Raw genomic sequence first — 19,293 nt, forward strand, 5'->3', positions numbered from 1 at the left:
GGGTTCCTCCTTAAGCCTTTTCGACCTGGACGAGCGTGGAGCCGGTCGACGGACAGTTCTTCGAGATGGGCGACCAATGGTGGCCGCTCAGTGTGTTGGCGTTGGCGCCGATATCCACGCCGTCAACCATTTCGCGACGATGTGCATGCGGCATTCCCACCACGCCGGGCATGATGCGGGAAGTGACGCGGGCCATGATCTGTACCTCGCCACGGTCGTTGAACACGCGCAGGGTGTCACCGTTCTGGATGCCGCGCGATTCGGCGTCGATGGGGTTGATCCACAGGCAGTGGCGACAGGCCTGCTGGAGCTCCTCGATTACCTGGTAGCGGCTGTGGAACTGGTTTTTGGCCTTCCAAGTGGAGAACAAGAGCGGGTAAGTGTCGTTGATATCGGCCACGCCCTCGATTTCGGGGAAGTAGCTGGGCACGGGACGTACTACGTCGCGGTCGCCGTTGTGGAACGTCCAGGTGTCGCGAATGGTGGCCAGGCGCTCGGAGTACAACTCGATCTTTCCCGACGGCGTCGTGCGCGGGCGGCCCTCAGGGTCGTCGACGTAGTCTTTGAGGGCGATGAAAGGAACGGCTTGCACCGGGTCGCGCCAGAAGCCCATTTCGAGCCCCTCTTGGAACGACGGTGCATTGCCGTTGGGGGCCGAGGGACGGCTGTACTCTTCGTAGCGGGTCTCCATCCAGTCCTCCCAGGTTTTGCCCTCGGTGAACTCGTCGCGCAGCCCGAGGCGCTCGGCGAGATCGGCGACCCAATCATACGAGAGACGGCATTCGAACTGCGGTTCCTGGACAGGGCGGCCGAAGACGAACCCGAGAGCGGATCCGCCGGTCACGGTGGAAACCATGTTCATGCGTTCCTGGTACATGAGATCGGGCAAGATGATGTCGCAGAAGGGCAGTGAAGTGGACATGATGACGTCGCAGCCAAGGATGAACTCGCACTTGCTCTCGTCTTCGAGGATTGTCGCGGCCCAATTCAGGTCGGAGCTGGAGTTGCCGAAGCAGCCGGCCTCGTACAGGGCGAGGAACTTGATGCCGACCTCCAGCTTGTCGCCGCCCTGGATGCCGTCGGTGAGCGCGGTCATCTCGAGCGGATGGTCGATAGCGTTGAACCGGCCGGAGATGGAGATCTTCTTGGTGACGGGATTCTCTCCGATGGGCACCGAGTTCCACATACCGCCGTCGAAGTTCATCTGCATGCCCTTGCCGTTGAGGCCGGGGCATGTGCCCTCGCGGCCGATATTGCCGGTGATGACGGGAAGGGCAGCGATGGCGGCTGCGTTCCATTCGCCGTTGTGCCGACGCTGCGGCCCAAAACCTTGGGTGATGAAGCAGGTTTCGTGGTCGGTGATGAAATGGGCGAGATAGGTGATCTTCTCGGAGGGAAGCCCGCAGATGGGGGCGGCCCACTCGGGGGTCTTAGGAATGTTGTCATAGCCGGTGCCCATGATATAGTCCATATAGGAGGAGTTTGCCGGCGCAGATTCAGGCATCGTGTCGGCATCAAATCCGACGACATACTTGTCCAAGAAGGCCTTATCGTGCTTCCCCTCGCTGATAATGACATAGGCGATAGCGCTCGCCAGAGCTCCATCGGTGCCCGGGTAGATGGGGAACCACTCGTCCGGATTGCCAGATGACCCCTCTCCCAGGCGGTAATCTACGAAGGCGACCGGGATGCCTGCCTCGCGCGCTTTGGCCACCTCGTAGACCTCTCCCATGCCGCACATACGCGATTCGCCCGACCCGCAGCCGAAGAACAGACCGCAATCGGCGTCTTTGATGGCCGAGGTGTTGCTTCCGAGACCACCAGCACAATCGAATGTCTGGCTGTCGAAGCCGAACAGGTAGTTGGCTGTCTGGGCGATCTGGCCATTCGATTCCGAGTTAATGGTTCCCAAATGACCGCCGGTCAAATTGAAGAGGCGCTGGATGGGGTAGTTGCGGGTTCCTGTTGCGCACAGGAAGAATGCCTCGGGACCGTAGGTGTCAAGGGTGTAGCGGTACTTCTCGGCGATGATATCGAGAGCCTCATCCCAGCTGATGCGTTCGAACTCCCCGCTTCCTCGTTTGCCCACGCGTTTCATGGGGTATTTGAGGCGATCGGGGCTGTTGATCCATTTTCGCACCGAACGAGCCTTGAGGCACGCGCGGAACGATACAGCGCCGAACTCGTCGTCGCCGTCGGTGTCGTTGTCGATCCAGCGAAGGGTGCCGTCTACGACGTGGCACTTGAGGGGGCATGCAACAAAGCCGCAGTGGCAGCAGCTCTGCCAGATGATTTCTCCCTCCTCGGGAATCTCGTTGGCGACGACACCATTCGACCCCGTCTGCGCGAGCTCACCTTTGCTTTGCGCGCTCTGAGGGGCGCAGCCGAATAGGGAGGCGGCGGTGCCGGCTCCGGCCGCAGTTGCAAGGGTCGCGAGTGTCGATCCCTTGATGAAGCCTCGCCGCGAGACGGCCCTCTCCGTTGCTTTTCTGGTCATAGATATCTCCTTCCTCTCTTAGGCGGCGTCCCAATAGCTGCTGTGCCGCTTGACGACAGTGTGCGCCTAGAGAGGGGGCCATCGTGAGACCTCGTTTTGGTGAAAGGGATTCAAAACGTGTCAACCTTTTTCGTGATTTTTTGAGAAACGCCTGGTGATCGCAGAATCAGCAGAGAGTGTAAGGCGTGGTTGTGCTGAGAGGGAATTATCTTTTCTGGTAGACTTCAGCTGTTCGCGGATGAGGAGGGGCACTGTCGATGAAACTGTTCGATGCGGGCAAGATCATCTCGTCGTCTCTCGGCATGGCCGTGGCCATGTCGCTTTCGTCGCTCTTTTTATGGAAGAGTGACTGGCTTTCCGTTCCTTCTGGTTCCTTTCACGGCTCCCATGGCATGGGGATCGTCATCGGCATTGTGACGAGCGCGGCGGTGATGTTGTGGTGTTCTCTGTCGCGGCAATCGCTGCGGCGCTTCGGGATGCAAGTAGTCCCTCCTATTGCCCTTGCGAGCCTCGTCGTCTCTGGTTTGCCGGTGGTGCAGGGGTCGGCTCAGTGGGTACTTGGCATCGCCATTCCCGTGATCGGCTCTTACACGCTTATGTTCTCGTGGTTCTACGTTGTGTCTCTGCGCGATATCGAGGGCAGCCTCATGACCCTGCTCTTTGCCTGGGTGGTAAGCTTTTTTGTGAGAACTTTCTTCGAGTCGTTTACAGGAGCGGCGGTAACCTTGGCTATTTCCGCTACCCTGATGAGCGTCTGCTGGGGACTGCTTCTTGTCCAAGCGCGTCAACTCGATCTCGCTTCGCCCATGGCGTCGAGCTCTTTCTCCGCCAATCGTGTGAGCTATGTCCATGGGCTCGCAAGTTTCTGGCGTAGCGTGCTGTACTGTGGCACCTTCGCCTTTCTCGGGGGAGTTGTTCGCTTTCTGGCTGTCGACACGACGGCCATGACCTTCATCAACTATAGTTCCGCGCTCGCGGGCCTGTTCGCCCCCATCGTCCTTATGGCGCTCTGGCGGTTTCGGACGGTGCGGTACAACATCGATGGCGTATTTCGCCTGGCGTTCCCGCTGATCGTGGTCGCTCTCGGAATTCTGCCATTCGCTGCTGGCATCCCCTTTGTCATTCTAGCGGCGTTGCTCTACATGACATATAGCTTCTTGTCGCTGAGCGTTCAGGCGCTTTCCATTCAGATTTCTCATGACTACGGCATTGACCCCGTGTTCTGTCTCAGCTTCCAGACGCTCGTGTGCGTGGTCGCCCAGGGGGTAGGGTATCTCCTAGGAGCCTGCGCGCCCGCAGGCGAGTCCTTCGGAGTTTCCCCCTATGCCGTCATCGCCCTCGGGTCGGTGTGCTTTCTCGCCTTGGCGCTCTACGTCACGCGAGCGCTGCATCCCTCGCAATCTGAGAAAAGCCGACCCGTCGAGTTTCTCTCGCTCGCTAGCGGACGAGTCGATTGCGGGACCCAGTCCACGCCGTTTGCCGAGATTGAAGAGGAAGACGATGGGGCTGCGTCAGTCTCTGAGGAGACGATCGTCCGGCCGCGCTACGAGGATAAGACGGCTCTTCGCTGCGATCTCATAGGGCGCAAGTACGCTCTGTCCCAGCGGGAGATCGAAGTCATGCTTCTCTTTGCTCGCGGAAATACTATCAGCTCCATAGCGGGGGAGTTGTTCATATCTGACAACACAGTGAAGACTCACATGCGGCGCCTTTACGCAAAACTGGGGATTCACAAGAAGCAAGAGTTGTTCGCCCTCATAAACAGCTACGTCGAGTGACCCATATTTTTCTTTGCGAAGAGGACGCAGGACGGCTATACTGTACCAGTTTGAACCAAACGCGGCGGGCGACCAGAGGGTTTGCCGCGGCGCGTGAGCAGGAAAGGAAACATCCGTGGCAAGCATTTCTACCGCCGATTTCAAGAACGGCATGTGCATCATCAACAACGGCAAGATGTGCACCATCGTCGAGTTCCAGCATGTGAAGCCGGGCAAGGGCGGCGCGTTCGTGCGCACCAAGCTCAAGGACATCAAGACCGGCCGCGTGGTCGACTACACCTTCAACGCCGGCACGAAGTTCGATTCCGTGCGTCTTGAGTCCAAGAAGATGCAGTACCTCTACAACGACGGCGCCGATTACTGGTTCATGGACAACAGCACGTTCGAGCAGATGCCCGTCTCCGCCGATATGGTGGGCTCCGCGGCCGATTGGCTGAAGGAGAACGACGAGGCCACACTGCTGTACGCCGGCGACGAGCTCATCAGCCTGGAGCCCCAGATGTTCGTGGAGCTCGAGGTCACCCACACCGAACCGGGCTTCAAGGGCGACACCGCCACCAACACGCTGAAGCCGGCCACCCTGGAGACGGGCAAGGAGGTACAGGTGCCGACGTTCATCGAGATCGGCGACGTCCTGCAGATCGACACCCGCGACGGCCGCGTCATCAAGCGCGTGTAAAGTTCCGCCGCCGTTTCAGTGATCTTGGGCCTCCCTTCGGGGAGGCCTTTTTTGTGCTCCAGACAAAATGCCCTCGCGATTTTCCCGAAATGTTGCGTTTGTTAGCATTCGCGGGCTCATTTCCGGAGCGCCCCCCATCCAGTTCAGTGAATTTGGGCATAATTCCTCCGTTATGCCCCCCGTTATGAGCTGAAAACAGGATCCAAACAGGGTCGTGTGAGCCATCTTCATGCTAACAAACGCAATTTCTTGGAAAAAAATGGGCATGCAAGTGTTCTGGAGGATTGGACTGGTTCCATGGAAGAGTGGACAGCGCCCTTCGGGTCCATTCTATTCCCGGGCGAAGAAGGCGAAGGCGACGCCGCCCGGGCCGACGTGGGTGCCGATGACGGCACCGACCTGCGTGAGGGGCAGATCGTCCGGCACGGCGGACTCGTCGGCGGCCGCTTCCTCGGCGGCTTTCGCCTGCGCCAAGCTGTCGGCGATGTACTTGCGGGCCGTCGCGTCGGACAGGCCCGAGTAGGCCACCCAGATGGGCCGCGTGAAGTCGATGCCGCCGGCCTCGTCGATCTTCTGGAACACCATGTTCTTCGACTGCTTCGATCCGCGCGCCTTGCCGAGCACCACGACGTCGCCATCGACGACGCCCACCACGGGTTTGATGGAGAGCATGCCGCCCACGAGGGCCGCCGCTCCGGAAATGCGGCCGCCGCGGCGCAGGTACTCCAGCGTATCCAGGGAGGCCACGAGCCGGATGTCCTTCTTCTCCTGGTTGAGGCAGTAGGCGATGTCGGCGGCGGAAAGCCCCTCGTCGCGCAGGGCCCAGGCGCGCTCGGCGAGGATACGCTCGCCGATGGTGGCGTTCTCGCTGTCGACCACGAAGACCGACTCCTTGAACGGGGCCGCGGCGATGCAGGCGCTCTGGTAGGTGCCGGAGATGTGGCTGGAAAGCGTGATGCAGACGACCTCGTCGCCGGCGTCGACGGCCTCTTGGAAGAGGTCTTGGAACACCATGGGAGGGATCTGGCTCGTGCGGGGCAGATCGTCGGTTTCCACGAGGCGCTCGAAGAATTCCTCGCGCGAAAGGTCGACGCCCTCGGCGTACTGTTCGGAGCCGAATGCGATGGTCATGGGGATGATGGTAATGTCGTGGGCGCGGGCGTAGCCCTCTTCCATGTCCGCCGACGAGTCCACGATGATGCGAATGGCCACAATGCCTCCCTCGAAGTCGTTTCCCTTATTTTATCGTCCGTACGCGGGGCCTCGGCGAGGCGACGTAAAGGCAAGTAAATTGTTCATAATTTGGGAACGGTTTCTCGATTGACAGCGAGCCTCAAAAGTGGCCACTGGGAAGTGTTTAGCCTTCCACCAGATCGAGCAGCTCCTGGTGGGAATGGATGCCGAGCTTCGCGTAGACGTGCTTCACGTGGGCCTTCACGGTGTTGCGGGACACGACGAGCGCCTCCTCGATGTAGGCGCGGTCGCGGCCGCGGGCGAGCATGGCGAACACCTCGGCCTCGCGCGGGGTGAGGGAGAACTCGCTTGCGATGGCCTCGCAGCGGGAGGCGAAGGCCTCCTCGGGGGTGTGGGCCGCGGGCATCGGCAGCGGCACTGGCCCCGTTCCGGCGTCCGGTACCGCTTCTGCTCCGTCATCGGTTCCCTTCCCGGCGGTCGTTGTCCCCACCAGCACTGGATCGATGCCGTCGATGGCGCCGGCGAAGGTGAAGCGCTTCAGCCCGATGGTCACATAGGCAGCGAACACCAAAAGCAGTACTGCGGGGATCGCCACCCGCAAAGTTGGCATGCTTGCCGCGGCGCTGTTGGCAAGCATGCCCGCGGCAGCTCCCGTAAGCGATCCTAAGGCCGAGACACCGTTTCCCCAGGCTACCGTTGTGATGGCTCCGAGTGGGTTGCGTGCGGCAATGGTGACCAGCGCCATCTGGGCGGCCATGATGAACAGGCCGTTGCCTGCGTTCAGCAGCGCCACGTCGGCCGCACCGCTGTCAGCGGCGAGCAGGGGCTGGGTTGCCAGAAGGAACCCGGCCATCACCGTGAGGGCCGACAGCTGCACGAGACCGTCGGCGGGAAAGCGCCGGCGCGAACAAATCACGTAAAGGGCCACGAGGGCAAGCGGGATGGCCGAGAGAAACGACATGCGCGGTGTGCCTGCCACCTCCCCGAAGCGCAGGGCGAAGCCGAAGGCCACCTGGAACAAAAACAAGCACACGAACAGGGCCGAGAACGGCGCGAGGAACGAGGCCGGCCGCGTGACGGCGATGTCGCTCGGCGAAGGCCGATCGTGGGCCATGTCGAAGTAAAGGCGGGCGCCGCGGGCGGTAAGCGCGATGGCCGCCAAGGGGAAAATCAGGAAGAGGGCGGTTCCGACCCACGGGGGCAGAAGCGACGACGCGGGGCTCGCCGCCAGCTGAACGGTGTAGGCCGCAGCGATGATCACGGCCGTCGTGTGCATTTCGAGGCGCGCGAGATAAAGCGCCGTCGACACCGTGGCCACCGAGCGGCCGATGGCGGCGAGGCTCGCACCCGCAACGAGGAGCGCCGGCGCGGAAAACCCAAGCCCCAGGGACAGAAGCGTGCCGCCGCCTACAAGACAGGCTACCGCCACGGCGACGATGGCGCGCTCCCGCAGAAGGCGCGGGGCGCGGTAGGCCGCAAGCCCAAGGCCGAGCAAAGTTGCTGCCGAGAACGTGACGGAGATGTCGCGGGCGAACATGAAGATCGCGTCGAACTGCGGGAAGAGCGAGCCGTTCATGAGGGAGGTGGTGCCGAGCGTCAAAAGCAGCGCGACGAACCCGCACGAGGAGCTCGCCTTTTCTGCAGTGCATTCCGTTTCCATGTCGCTCCCTTTCGCTCCCTTTCGCTCCCTTTCGCCTCCCTCCATTCTACACGCGAAAACCCCCTGTCCGCACGGGACAGGGGGTTTTCGCTCTTATAACCGCTGGTCGCTGGAGGGGAGGCGCGACCGGCGGTGTCCCTTGGGAAGGGCTTGACGAACTGCCTTCGCGGGATGTGGAATAAACGGCTCGCGAAGGCGAAGGGGCCTTGAAGGCGCGGACGCCTTACGCCTGTCCGGTTGCCGCCAGCATGCCGGCGCGGCGGCCGAAGGTCATGGTGCGCCCGCAGGCGAGCCCCGTCAGCAGGTTCGGGTAGCTCACCGAGAAGAAGCCGCCCGAGTCGTTGCCGGTGAGGTACAGGCCCTCGATGGGGTCGCCGTTCTCGTCGCACGGGTGCATGTTCGTGTCGATGGTGACGCCGTCGAGCGTCGCCAAGAACCACGCCCCGGTGCGCACGCCGTAGAAGGGCGGCGTGTCGATGGCCATCAGGCGGTGCTTCTCCTTGTAGTAGTCGGTGTCCTCGCCGGCCGCGGCCATCTCGTTGTAGTGCTTCCACGAGGCCACGGTGGTCTCCACGGGCAGGTTCAGCTTCTCAGCGAGCTCTTCCATGGTGTCGGCCTTCTGCACGTAACCGTCCTCGATGAGCTTCTCGATCATACCGTCCACCACCTGCATAGGGATGTTGTTCTTCGCCCCGTTGGGGAAGGGGAACAGCCGGCAGCAGCCCACCTCGTCGAAGGCCTCGGCCTGCGCGGCGTGGTTCGCGTCCCAGATGTCCACGTAGGTCTGGTGCGGCTGCATGATGGTGGAGTGCAGCATGTAGTCGTAGGGGCCGCTCTCGTTGCAGAAGCGCTCACCCTTCAGGTTCAGCTTCAGGAAGGGCTGCTCGCCGAACCAGAACCAGCGGCCGAGCACCCCGTCGCCGGCGTACTGGTCGGGCTTCACGCAGGCGCGGTTGAAGGTGCAGGCCGCGCCGAGCGGATCCATGGTGGCGCCGAGCCACAGCGCCGCCTTGATGCCGGATCCGGTGGGGTTGCCGCCGGAGCCAGGGGCTGCGATGCGGATCTTCTGGTTCCAAGCCTGGCGGTCCTCCATCATCTCCAGGTTGTTGCCGTAGCCGCCGGTGGAGAGGATGACGCCGCGACTCGCGTTGATGCGCAGGTAGGGGCGGTCGCCCTGCACGTCGCGGGCGATGACGCCGGTCACGCGGCCGGACTCGTCGGTCTCGCATTTGATGAACTCGCAGTACCAGCGCGTCTCGGCGCCCTGCTCGGCGGCGTAAGCCAAGATGGACTCGGCGAAGCCCCACTCCTCGTCCTCGGCCACGGCATCGGTTTTTTGCGGACTGTGGCCGGTGGCGAAGGCCTTGTCGCGGCCCGGGTCGGAGGTGTCGCCCACGCCGCCCTCGAATTCCATGACGAGCTTGCCGTCGCGCTGGATGATGTCGGTGAGCCAGTCTACCATGGCGCCGGACTCGTCGGCCCACAGCTTCACCAGGTCGTAGTTCACAAAGCCGTTGGCGTAGCGGACGATGTCCTCGACGGCCTCTTTCTTCTCGATGCGGAACTCCGGGAACTCGTCGAAGGAGGCCTGTTGCAGGCGCGAATCGATGGCGCCGATGTCCTCGCGGACGTTATGGGGGGTGCCCTGGCGGTCGATGCCGAGCACCTTCGCACCGTTCTCGGCCGCCGAGATCATGGCCGGGATGCCGCCGGTGCCCATGCCCACCACGAGCACCTCGGTGTCGATGGTCTCGGTGATGTCGGCCTCATCGATGACGGGCGGCGCTCCCAGCCAGGAGGGGCCGCCGAAGTCGCCGGCGCTCGGATTGGTCGGCTCGGCGGCGGCGTAGCCGTGCCCGCAGCCGGAGAGGGCCGCAGCGGACAGGCCGCCCAGGGCCGCAAGGCCCGCGCCCTTGAAGAAGCTGCGACGTGTTACGTTACTGGACATTGGGAGCCTCCCATCCCTCGGGCAGGGTCAGATCATGGCACTCGTTGCAGACGAGCACCTGGTTCTCGTGGGCTTTGTGGCAGTCGCCGCATTCCAAGGCCATGTCCTGATGGCTGGAATGCGGGTTGTACTTCTCGTCGTTGCCGGCGAATCCCCACAGGCCCGCGGTGATCTCGTCAAAGGACTTGCCTCCGTGGCACTCGGCTCGCGCGCAGAACTCCTCGCTGGCGAACTGCTTGCCGGTGGCGAGTATGGTGCCGTCTTCGGTCATGGGGTAGTTGTCGGACACCCAGGCGCACACCTCCGAGATCTGGGTCGTCAGCTCGGCGGTGTGGCAGTCGAGGCACGACTCGCCGGCCTTCGCGTGCACGGTCACGCCCAGGTTCGGGTCGCCGGAGTCGTAGGTCTCCACGTAGTAGTCCATGGGGCTGTGGCAGATGGCGTTGCAGAAGCTCGGCTGCTCGTGCCACACCCAGAACCCGGCGCCGGCCACCACGATAATGGCCGCCACCACGCCGGCGACGATCCACCCGCGTTTGGGACGCTTCTTGGGAGCCGGTCCGCCCGCGGCCCCCTTCTCTTCGTCGATGCTCATGATCGTTTCCTCCCTTCCTTACTTGTGTTAGAAACGATGGCGCCCAGTGTGCGCCGCGCCGCCCCGAAAAGCTATTACCCCAGCGGGGTAAACTTCGCGTTTAGCCTGATGGGGGCGGGGTAGGAAAGCGGGGAGGAGGGAAGCGATAAAGGAGGGGGATAGAAGGTAATGGGGCGGGAGGAGGAGTTTTTGGGTGAGAGTCGAAAGAAAGGGGGGCGGCAAATATGGAAGGGCATCATGCTGCCGGATCGGTTGGCGACGAGATGAAAGCGAAAGGAGAGCGAAAGGTTGGGCGGGGAGGGGACGCAGCGAAAAACGGTTGTTGAATGCGATGGAAGCGCGGCTCAGCAAGCGCGGTGGAAAACTTGGCGTGTCGGATGCGGTGGAAAACGCGAGGCGCTCCTATGCGGCGGGGCTGTCATGGGGGCTTATGGAGAGCGTGTCTTCCGCAAGCCGTAATAGAGTCGCATTTCTATCCTATGACCAGGACTTATACGCTCATGAATGTTGGTTTTGTCGAGGCGATCCCGCCAGCTTTATTCCGCGACAATTCCGTTTATTGTGGTGCGCCATGAAGCTTTACCTCGGTTACATATCGGCTCTTCAGTTCTGGCGCTGGTGGTCTTCTTCTTCTCACCCGCTCGCGCTGCGGGTGTTTCACGACATGCGGCCAGGCGAGACTGGGCATACGCCTTCGTTTCCCGTCCTTTTCGTTCCGTCTCTCCGTCAATGCGCTTTCCGCGACGAGGACGTTATCGACTGCTTACGCGATGCGGGCATTGACGTTTGTTCAGCGCCTGTGCACGTGCTTGTCGAGGGTTCGCAGGGAGCCAGAGACACGCCGGTAGTTAAGAAGCATCGAACAACGGTCGCCTTCCCTCGCGGGTCGTTCGTCAAGGTCGCGCCAAGCGTTCTCGTCAGCTCGCCCGAGCTCTTGTTCCTTCAGATGGCCAAGGCGCTTGCGTTTGGAGAGCTGGTCGCGCTCGGGTTCGAACTGTGCGGCTGCTACCCGCTTTCCGACGAGCTGTCGTCGTCTTTGGTGCGCTCGCCGTTGACGACGCCGAGCCGCCTGTCGGCCTTCGTTGCGCGCGCCCGCAACCACGATGGCGTTCAGTTGGCCAGACGTGCCGTGCGGCATGTTATGGCGAAGTCGGCATCCCCTATGGAAACCGAGCTTGCAGCCTTGGCGTTTATTTCTTCGCGCGAAGGTGGTTTGGGTTTGCGGCGCGGTCGCCTGAACGAGCCCATTGACTTCTCCGAGAGCATCCAGCGAGCCTGCGGGTGTCGGCGTGCGGTGTGCGATATTCTCTGGCCCGAAGAGCGTCTGATTTTGGAGTATGACGGTAAGAGGTTCCACGGGACAGACGATAGGGTCAGCCGCGATGCGCGGCGAAAGGACGCGCTTCTGCTGGCGGGCTATGATCTGGTCACCATGACGGGCTCTCAGCTCGGCAATGTATTCCAATGCGCTGAGCTCCTTGATCAGCTGTCAGCGAGAATGGGCAAACCTAAGAAGAAAAGAGGGGCCGGCCATTTGGATCGGCACATGCGGCTTCGCAAGCAGCTGAGGAGCTATCACAGCTCCTTCTTGTTTCGTGATGGGAAAGGCTCTGATCGTTGATTCGGATGCGGATTATCGAAGGGGTTGGATTTAAGGTGGCGGGGATGTCGAGAGGGCGATTCCGGGATATTGCGGAAGAGGATCGCGAGAATCGGAAGTTGTTGGGAGTTTTGCGCAGCCGGGACGGGAGAATCGGAAGTTGTTGGGAGTTTTGCGTACTTCTCGGAGCGTTTTGCTTACGAGAGAGGCGGTTTTGGCGCTCGAGACTCCCATCTATTTCCCGATGGCGCTCGAAACTCCCATCTATTTCCCGATTGTGATCGAAACTCCCATCTATTTCCGAAAAATGCCAAGCGGGCAGAAGGCGTCTCTGGTTTTTGAGGCTTGCGGTGGTTGAACTGCGGTGGTTGAACTGCGGTGGTTGAGCTGCGGTGATTGAGCGAAGGGAGCGCTTGGATTAAGGATTGCCGATGCCGCCCCTTGCGCAACCCTTCGGCCGCGTTCGCCCCTCCCGCCGCTTCGTTGATGTTTCTTGTCGGCAAATCGGACGGCGCGGCGCAGGGCCGTGGTAGGCTTCCCCTATAATCCGAAACTTGATCTTTGACTAACCTGTGTATAAGGAGGTGTGAGTTCATGCCACGGCTTCAGATCATGGACACGACCATCCGCGACGGTCAGCAGAGCCTCTGGGCCACCCGTATGCAGATCGGCGACATGCTGCCGATCCTGCCGAAGATGGACCGCGTCGGCTACTGGGCCATCGAGGCGTGGGGCGGGGCGACGTTCGACTCCTGCCTGCGCTTTTTGGATGAGAACCCCTGGGAGCGTCTGCGCGCCATCAAGGCGAACACGCCCAACACGCCGCTCGCCATGCTCTCGCGCGGGCAGAACCTCGTCGGCTACAAGCACTACTCCAAGGAGATCGTGCACCGCTTCATCAACGCGGCGCATCGCAACGGCGTCGAGGTCTTCCGCGTGTTCGACGCGCTGAACGACATCCGCAACGTCGTGGACAACGCCGAGGCCATCAAGGAGTGCGGCGGTCTGTTCGAGGGCGCCATCTCCTACACGATCTCGCCGGTGCACACGCTGGATTCCTACTTGGAATACGGCCAGCAGCTGAAGGATCTGGGCGCCGACACCATCGCCATCAAGGACATGGCCGGCATGCTCACGCCCTATCGCGCCGAGCGCATGGTGAAGGCGTTCAACGAGGAAATCGGCCTGCCGGTGCACATCCACTGCCATTACGTCGGCGGCATGGCCCCGGCCAACATCCTGAAGGCCGCCGAGGCCGGCGTGGCCGTGGCCGACACGGCCCATGCGCCGCTCGCGTTCGGCAACTCGCATCCGGCGGTGGAGATGATCGTGGCCGCCCTGAAGGAGAGCCGCTACGACACCGACCTCGACCTCGATCTGCTGTTCGAGATCTCCGAGTACTGGGAGGAGATGCGCAAGCGCGGTCACTACAAGCGCGGCGTGTCCTCGCTCATCCATATGCAGGTGTACTCGCATCAGGTGCCCGGCGGCATGATGAGCAACCTCATCAGCCAGCTGGAGGTGCAGAAGGCCGCGCACCGTCTGCCCGAGGTGATGGCCGAGATCCCGAAGGTGCGCGCCGAGGTGGGCTACCCGCCGCTCGTGACGCCGATGTCCCAGATCGTGGGCACCCAGGCGGTGTTCAACGTGCTGACGGGCAAGCGCTGGAGCGTCATCTCTAAGGAGATGAAGGACTATGTGTGCGGCTACTACGGCAAGGCGCCGGGCAACATGGACAAGGAAATCGTGGCGAAGGTGGCCGGCGACGCCGAGATCTTGGATCCGAAGATCGCTCCCGGCACGCTGGTGACCACCACCTACGACGAGTGCGCCGCCGAGATCGGGGATTTGGCCCAAAGCGAGGAGGACGTGCTCATGTACGCCCTGTTCCCCAACGAGGCCCGCACCTATTTGAGCAAGCACCGGGTATCCGAGAAAGTCGATTTCATGCTGGAGCAGGAGTCCAGCGCCACCAAGGAGGACGATTACGTGGACATCAATCAGATTCGCGAGCTGGTTCGCGTTGCCGAGGAGAGCGGCGTCGGAGAGATCGTCGTAGAGGAAGAGGGCATGCGCATCGCTGTCCGCATGCCGGGCCAGGGCGCGCCGGCCGCTGCCGTGCCCGCCGCTCCGCAGGCCCAGGCGGCTCCCGTTGCCGCCGTGCCCGCGCCGGCCGCCGAGGAGCCGGCGAGCGATCGTCCGGCCACGTGGAAGCCGGTGGTGGCTCCTATGGTGGGCACCTACTACGAGGCCCCGGCCCCGGGCGAGCCGCCCTTCGTGAAGGTGGGCGACGAAGTGGCCGCCGGCGAGACGCTGTGCATCGTAGAGGCCATGAAGCTCATGAACGAGATCACCGCCGAGGAGATGGGCACCGTGCGCGAGGTGTGCCTGTCCGACGCCACGCCGGTGGAGTACGGCACCGTGCTCTTCTACGTGGAGCCCCACGACCCCACGCCGGGCGCGTAGGAGACAAACATGTTCGAGAAAATTCTAGTTGCCAACCGCGGCGAGGTGGCGCTGCGCATCATGCGCGCCGCCCGCGAGCTGGGCGTGAAGACGGTGGCCGTGTACTCCACGGAGGACGCCGACACCTATCCGGTGCGCTACGCCGACGAGGCCGTCTGCATCGGTCCTGCCCAGTCGAACAAGAGCTATCTGGTCATGGCCTCCATCATTGCCGCGGCGAAGAACACCGGTGCCGAGGCGATTCACCCCGGCTACGGCTTTTTGGCCGAGAACGCGGAGTTCGCCCGCGCCTGCGCCGACAACGACCTCGTGTTCATCGGCCCCGCCCCGGAGTGCATCGACCGCATGGGCGACAAGTCGTCCGCCCGCGAGACCATGAAGATGTGCGGCGTGCCCACGGTGCCCGGCTCCGACGGCTGCCTGGATACCGTGGAAGAGGCTGCGGCCTTCGCCGAGAAGGTGGGCTACCCGGTGCTCATCAAGGCCACGGCCGGCGGCGGCGGCAAGGGCATGCGCGAGGTGCACGATCCGGCCGACCTCGCGGCCCAGTACAAGGCTGCCCGCACCGAGGCTGGCGCCGCCTTCGGCAACGACGGGGTGTACCTGGAAAAGCTCGTGCTGCGTCCGCGCCACGTGGAGGTGCAGGTGCTCGCCGACGACCATGGCAACGCCGTGGCGCTCTGCGAGCGCGACTGCTCCATCCAGCGCCGCCACCAGAAGCTTCTGGAAGAGGCCCCCTCGCCAGCGCTTTCCGAGAACCTGCGCCGCGACATGATGAAGGCGGCCCTGAAGGCCGTGCGCGCCGTGGACTATCGCAACGCCGGCACCATCGAGTTTCTGCTGGACGAGCGCGGCCAGTTCTACTTCATGGAGATGAACACCCGCGTGCAGGTGGAGCACCCGGTCACCGAGGAGATCACCGGCACCGACATCATCAAGGAGCAGCTGCGCATCGCCGCCGGTGAGCCCATGAGCTGCGCGGGCCGCGCCCCGTTCTCGCCTTCGGGCCACGCCATCGAGCTGCGCATCAACGCCGAGGATCCCGAGCACGGCTTCCGCCCGTGCCCCGGCACCGTCACGCGCTTCGAGCCCCCGGCGGGCCCCGGCGTGCGCGTGGAGACCTACCTGCGCCCCGGTTCCCGCATCTCGCCCTACTACGACTCGCTCGTGGCCAAGGTGGTCGTGCACGGCCAGGATCGCGCCGAGGCCGTCGCCCGCGCCAAGCGCGCCTTGGACGAGTTCGTTATTGAAGGAATTGCAACAACTATCCCATTCCACAAACGCGTGCTCGATAACGAGGTATTCTTGGCCGGTGACGCGACAACCGACTTTATCGAAACCCAGATGGGAGACGTACTATGACAGACCAGATGAACGTCGAGGGCCTTTCCATCGCCCCGGGGGTCATGGAGACCATCATCTCCGTGGCCGCCAGCGAGGTGGACGGTGTGGCCTCGCTGGGCTCCTTCGCCACGAGCGGCATCCGCTCTATGCTGGCGAGCAAGCCCTCCACCTCCGGCATCGAGACCAAGATGGGCGACGACAGCAAGCTTTCCGTGGCGGTGCACGTGGAAGTCTACTACGGCTATGTGCTGCCCGAGCTGGCGGCGCAGCTGCGCAGCGCCATCGCCGAGGCGCTGGCCACCCAGGCCGGCGTGGAGGTGTCCTCGGTGGACGTGTACATCGACGGCCTCCAGTTCAAGGCGTAGGTGGCGCGCGGTATGGCTCCGAGAATCCACGAGCGCACCCGCGACCGCATCAGCGCGGTGCAGGTGCTGTACACGAGCGAGCTGACGGGGAAATCGCCCAGCGAGCTGCTCGACTGCGGGCTGTGCCTGGTGGCACGCGAGGCTCCCGCCGATGAGGCCGATGCTGCCGAGGCGGGCGCGTTCGGCCGCATCGAGGAGGGGACGCTGACCGATTACGCCCTGGCGCTCATCCACGGCGTGGAGGCGAACCAGGCCCAGGTAGATGAGCGTATTGAAGCGGCGTCCGAGAACTGGGCGCTCTCCCGCATGCCCATCGTGGACCGTTCCATCCTGCGCTTGGCCGTCTTCGAGATGTTCCACTGCGACGACGTGCCGGTGTCGGTCTCCATCAACGAGGCGGTGGAGCTGGCCAAGGGCTTCGGCGGCGAGGACGACTCGCCGCGCTTCGTGAACGGTGTGCTGGGGCGCATCGCGCGTTCTATGGAAGGCGATGGCGCGGTCGCGGCTGATGCGGTCGGAGCCGACATTGCCGCCGCCGGCCCGGTGGATGCCCTGGTGGGCGCCTCGGGCGCCGCTGCTTGCGTGCAGGTGGGGGTGTAGGCGCCATGGCCGACGAGCAGGGTCGCACCTTCGAGGACGTGCACGAGCGCCTTTCCGAGATCGTTGACGAGGTGTCCGCCGAGGACATCTCGCTGGACGACGCCTTGAAGCTGTACGAGGAGGCCGTGAAGCTGGGCCTTTCCGCGTGCGATTTGTCCGAGCAGGACTTGGACGCGTTTCTGGCGACGGAAGAGGAAACGACGGTCGAGGAGGGCGGCGCAAGCGCTACCCCTACGGGTTCAACCGACATGCCCCGCGAGGCCTAAAGGAAACCGCCCATGGATGTCCCGCGCATACTCGATGCTATCAGCTCGCCGGCCGATTTGAAGGTGCTCGATAACGAGGAGCTGGCCATTTTAGCCCGCGAGATCCGCCAGGAGATCGTCGCCACCACCTCGGTCACCGGGGGACATGTGGCGTCGTCTTTGGGCGCCGTGGACATCATCGTGGCCTTGGAGAGCCTGCTCGACATGCCGCGCGACCGCGTGGTGTTCGACGTGGGGCACCAGGCCTACGCTCACAAGCTGCTCACCGGCCGACGCGAGGCGTTCAAAACGCTGCGCACCTACGGCGGCCTTTCCGGCTTCACCAAGCCATCGGAGAGCCCCTACGACGTGCACCCGTCGGGTCATGCGTCCGACTCGCTCTCCATCGCCACGGGCCTCGCAAAGGCGCGGCAGTTGAAGGGCACCGACGAGAAGGTGGTGGCCCTCATCGGGGACGCGTCGCTCGCCGGCGGCATGGCCTTCGAGGCGCTGAACTACATGGGCAACGAGCAGTTGCCGCTCGTCGTCATCTTGAACGACAACGAAATGTCCATCTCGCGCAACGTGGGCGCCCTCATGAAGCATCTGGGCAACATCCGCGCCAACAGCCACTACCGCGAGGCGCGCGAGGGCCTGCAGGCGGCCATGGAGCAGGGCGGCCCTGCGGCCCGCGGTCTGCTTGGCTTCGGCAAGAACATGAAGGAATCCCTCAAGCAGATGGTGATTCCCCATACCATGATCTACGAATCGCTCGGCATCGTGTGCACCGCTCCCATCGACGGCCACAACATCGCCGAGCTGCGCGACGTTTTGTCGCTCGTGCTGGAAATGGACGGCCCGGCGCTCGTGCACGTGGTCACGCGGAAGGGGGAGGGCTACGAGCCCGCCCGCCGCGATCCCGAGGCGTTCCACGGCACCGGCCCCTACGATATTGCCACGGGCCGCGCGTTGAAGAAGCCCGGGCGCGCCCCCAGCTACACCGAGGTCTTCGGTGCGGCGCTCGCCGACGAGGCGGCCAACGATGCGGACGTGGTGGCCATCACGGCGGCCATGACCGGCGGCACGGGGCTGAAGACCTTCGCGGCGGAGTTCCCCTCGCGCTTTGTGGACGTGGGCATCGCCGAGGAGCAGGCGGTGGGCATGGCGGCCGGCCTCTCGTCGGGTGGCAAGAAGCCCGTGGTGGCGCTGTACTCCACCTTCATGCAGCGGGCTGTGGATCAGATGATCATCGATGTGGCCCTGCCGGAGGCGAATGTGGTGTTCGCTTTCGATCGCGCGGGCCTGGTGGGCGATGACGGGCCTACGCACCACGGCGTCTTCGACATGGTGTACACGCGCATGGTGCCGAACATGCGGGTGCTCGCGCCCTCCGACGAGGCGGAGCTCGTGCACGCGCTGCATACGGCGCTGGTTTTGGAGGGCCCCGTGTCGCTGCGCTACCCGCGCGGCGAGGCCGAGGGTGCGCCGTTGCCGGATGTGCCGGAAGTTCTGGAAGTGGGGAAGTCCCGCACGGTGCGCGAGGGGGGCGACGTGGCCCTGCTCGCCTTCGGTCGCATGGTGGGCCAAGTCCGCGCCGCCGCCGAGCTGCTGTCCGCCGAGGGCATCGAGTGCCGCGTGGTGGACATGCGCTGGGTGAAGCCGCTGGATGCGGAGGCCATCGCTGCGGCGGCGGCCTGCCGTTTGGTGGTCACGGTGGAGGAGGGCGTCATCGCGGGAGGCGCCGGCGAGGGCGTGCTGGAGGTGCTGGCCCGCCAGGGTGCCACGACGCCTGCCGTCACGCTGGGCATCCCCGACCGCTTCATCGGCCAGGGTCCCGTGCCCCAACTCTTCGCCGACCTCGGCCTGAATGCCGAAGGCATCGCCGCTACGGTGCGCGAGCAGCTGAAAATGAAGAAACGATCTGGCGTGGACGAGATGATTGAGCTTGCGAAGAAGCATGCAGGCAATCCCATGGCCGATCTCACCGATCGGGAGATTCGCGATTTTAACGAAAGCCGATATGAGTAGCTCTCTCGCTCTCTCGACAGTGTAAGAGCTACTACCGTTCGTAGATGTAGTCGAAGTTGAGGAGTTTCTTGTAAGAGTCGAACATCTGGTGCGGCCCTAAGGTCGCGGTGCGCGAGCAGCTGGGCTAATTCCTGCTGCCGAAGTCTCGTATTTCAAGACTCGGATAATTTTTTGAGACTGTCCAAGTGTCGTCTGGGGTATCCTCCGGCGCTCTTTTTCACTATTTCCAAAATAGGATAAATAAAGCGATTGAGTGTCATAGGTAACTATGTTACTATGCAGCTATGATGATAC

General features: G+C 63.2%; 14 protein-coding genes. 9 read left to right on the forward strand and 5 right to left on the reverse strand.

Translation table 11 applies throughout. The annotated features are described in order from the left end of the window. Positions 1 to 10: 10 nt before the first annotated feature. Positions 11 to 2,497, reverse strand: coding sequence for a molybdopterin-dependent oxidoreductase (locus tag NE591_RS08725; protein ID WP_022739457.1), 2,487 nt, complete (start codon positions 2,495 to 2,497; stop codon positions 11 to 13). A gap of 257 nt (positions 2,498 to 2,754) precedes the next feature. On the opposite strand from NE591_RS08725, the gene NE591_RS08730 reads away from it, so the two are divergent. Both NE591_RS08730 and efp read left to right on the forward strand, forming a co-directional pair. Then, the gene (locus NE591_RS08730; protein ID WP_022739458.1) at positions 2,755 to 4,275 is read left to right on the forward strand and encodes a helix-turn-helix transcriptional regulator; all 1,521 of its coding nucleotides are present in this window, start codon (positions 2,755 to 2,757) and stop codon (positions 4,273 to 4,275) included. A gap of 115 nt (positions 4,276 to 4,390) precedes the next feature. After that, positions 4,391 to 4,954, forward strand: coding sequence for an elongation factor P (efp, locus tag NE591_RS08735; RefSeq protein ID WP_114516453.1), 564 nt, complete (start codon positions 4,391 to 4,393; stop codon positions 4,952 to 4,954). Between the two features lie 330 nt (positions 4,955 to 5,284). Here the strand turns inward: efp and NE591_RS08740 are convergent, their stop codons facing one another. The 4 genes from NE591_RS08740 to NE591_RS08755 all read right to left on the reverse strand — a co-directional run bounded on the left by NE591_RS08740 (position 5,285) and on the right by NE591_RS08755 (position 10,351). After that, positions 5,285 to 6,166 carry a DegV family protein gene (locus NE591_RS08740; protein ID WP_256156598.1) on the reverse strand — a complete coding sequence of 294 codons (882 nt, stop codon included), beginning with the start codon at positions 6,164 to 6,166 and terminating at the stop codon, positions 5,285 to 5,287. Positions 6,167 to 6,311: 145 nt separating this feature from the next. Next, on the reverse strand, positions 6,312 to 7,808 hold the full coding sequence (locus tag NE591_RS08745) for a helix-turn-helix transcriptional regulator (RefSeq protein WP_256156599.1): 1,497 nt from the start codon (positions 7,806 to 7,808) through the stop codon (positions 6,312 to 6,314). Between the two features lie 223 nt (positions 7,809 to 8,031). Beyond that, entirely contained in the window at positions 8,032 to 9,756 is a 1,725-nt protein-coding gene (locus NE591_RS08750) for an FAD-binding protein (RefSeq protein ID WP_256156600.1), read from the reverse strand. After that, a complete protein-coding gene (locus NE591_RS08755; RefSeq protein ID WP_173113845.1) occupies positions 9,746 to 10,351 on the reverse strand; it encodes a cytochrome c3 family protein in 606 nt (201 codons plus the stop codon). The genes NE591_RS08750 and NE591_RS08755 overlap by 11 nt, the downstream gene beginning before the upstream one ends. Before the next feature lie 193 nt (positions 10,352 to 10,544). Here NE591_RS08755 and NE591_RS08760 point away from each other — a divergent pair, with 193 nt between their 5' ends. The 7 genes from NE591_RS08760 to dxs all read left to right on the forward strand — a co-directional run bounded on the left by NE591_RS08760 (position 10,545) and on the right by dxs (position 18,999). Then, positions 10,545 to 11,972, forward strand: a complete 1,428-nt coding sequence (locus NE591_RS08760; protein ID WP_256156601.1) for a hypothetical protein — start codon at positions 10,545 to 10,547, stop codon at positions 11,970 to 11,972. A 573-nt stretch (positions 11,973 to 12,545) separates the two neighbouring features. Then, on the forward strand, positions 12,546 to 14,417 hold the full coding sequence (gene accB, locus NE591_RS08765) for an acetyl-CoA carboxylase biotin carboxyl carrier protein (RefSeq protein ID WP_256156602.1): 1,872 nt from the start codon (positions 12,546 to 12,548) through the stop codon (positions 14,415 to 14,417). Positions 14,418 to 14,426: 9 nt separating this feature from the next. Then, positions 14,427 to 15,779, forward strand: a complete 1,353-nt coding sequence (gene accC / locus NE591_RS08770) for an acetyl-CoA carboxylase biotin carboxylase subunit (protein ID WP_114539891.1) — start codon at positions 14,427 to 14,429, stop codon at positions 15,777 to 15,779. Continuing rightward, on the forward strand, positions 15,776 to 16,126 hold the full coding sequence (locus NE591_RS08775) for an Asp23/Gls24 family envelope stress response protein (protein ID WP_114539890.1): 351 nt from the start codon (positions 15,776 to 15,778) through the stop codon (positions 16,124 to 16,126). The genes accC and NE591_RS08775 overlap by 4 nt, the downstream gene beginning before the upstream one ends. Before the next feature lie 12 nt (positions 16,127 to 16,138). Further along, positions 16,139 to 16,726 (forward strand): transcription antitermination factor NusB, encoded by a 588-nt coding sequence (nusB, locus tag NE591_RS08780; RefSeq protein WP_114539903.1) that lies wholly within the window; start codon positions 16,139 to 16,141, stop codon positions 16,724 to 16,726. A gap of 5 nt (positions 16,727 to 16,731) precedes the next feature. Continuing rightward, a complete protein-coding gene (gene xseB / locus NE591_RS08785; protein WP_114539889.1) occupies positions 16,732 to 16,992 on the forward strand; it encodes an exodeoxyribonuclease VII small subunit in 261 nt (86 codons plus the stop codon). A 12-nt stretch (positions 16,993 to 17,004) separates the two neighbouring features. After that, positions 17,005 to 18,999 carry a 1-deoxy-D-xylulose-5-phosphate synthase gene (dxs, locus tag NE591_RS08790; RefSeq protein WP_173113834.1) on the forward strand — a complete coding sequence of 665 codons (1,995 nt, stop codon included), beginning with the start codon at positions 17,005 to 17,007 and terminating at the stop codon, positions 18,997 to 18,999. The last annotated feature ends 294 nt before the right edge of the window (positions 19,000 to 19,293 follow it).

This window comes from Adlercreutzia sp. DFI.6.23 (assembly GCF_024462535.1).
Classification (GTDB): domain Bacteria; phylum Actinomycetota; class Coriobacteriia; order Coriobacteriales; family Eggerthellaceae; genus Adlercreutzia; species Adlercreutzia rubneri.

Coding starts and splice junctions, on each gene's coding strand:
- NE591_RS08725 (WP_022739457.1), bottom strand. CDS start 2,497: ATGACCAGAAAAGCAACGGAGAGGGCCGTCTCGCGGCGAGGCTTCATC.
- NE591_RS08730 (WP_022739458.1), top strand. CDS start 2,755: ATGAAACTGTTCGATGCGGGCAAGATCATCTCGTCGTCTCTCGGCATG.
- NE591_RS08745 (WP_256156599.1), bottom strand. CDS start 7,808: ATGGAAACGGAATGCACTGCAGAAAAGGCGAGCTCCTCGTGCGGGTTC.
- NE591_RS08750 (WP_256156600.1), bottom strand. CDS start 9,756: ATGTCCAGTAACGTAACACGTCGCAGCTTCTTCAAGGGCGCGGGCCTT.
- NE591_RS08755 (WP_173113845.1), bottom strand. CDS start 10,351: ATGAGCATCGACGAAGAGAAGGGGGCCGCGGGCGGACCGGCTCCCAAG.
- accB (WP_256156602.1), top strand. CDS start 12,546: ATGCCACGGCTTCAGATCATGGACACGACCATCCGCGACGGTCAGCAG.
- accC (WP_114539891.1), top strand. CDS start 14,427: ATGTTCGAGAAAATTCTAGTTGCCAACCGCGGCGAGGTGGCGCTGCGC.
- NE591_RS08775 (WP_114539890.1), top strand. CDS start 15,776: ATGACAGACCAGATGAACGTCGAGGGCCTTTCCATCGCCCCGGGGGTC.
- nusB (WP_114539903.1), top strand. CDS start 16,139: ATGGCTCCGAGAATCCACGAGCGCACCCGCGACCGCATCAGCGCGGTG.
- xseB (WP_114539889.1), top strand. CDS start 16,732: ATGGCCGACGAGCAGGGTCGCACCTTCGAGGACGTGCACGAGCGCCTT.
- dxs (WP_173113834.1), top strand. CDS start 17,005: ATGGATGTCCCGCGCATACTCGATGCTATCAGCTCGCCGGCCGATTTG.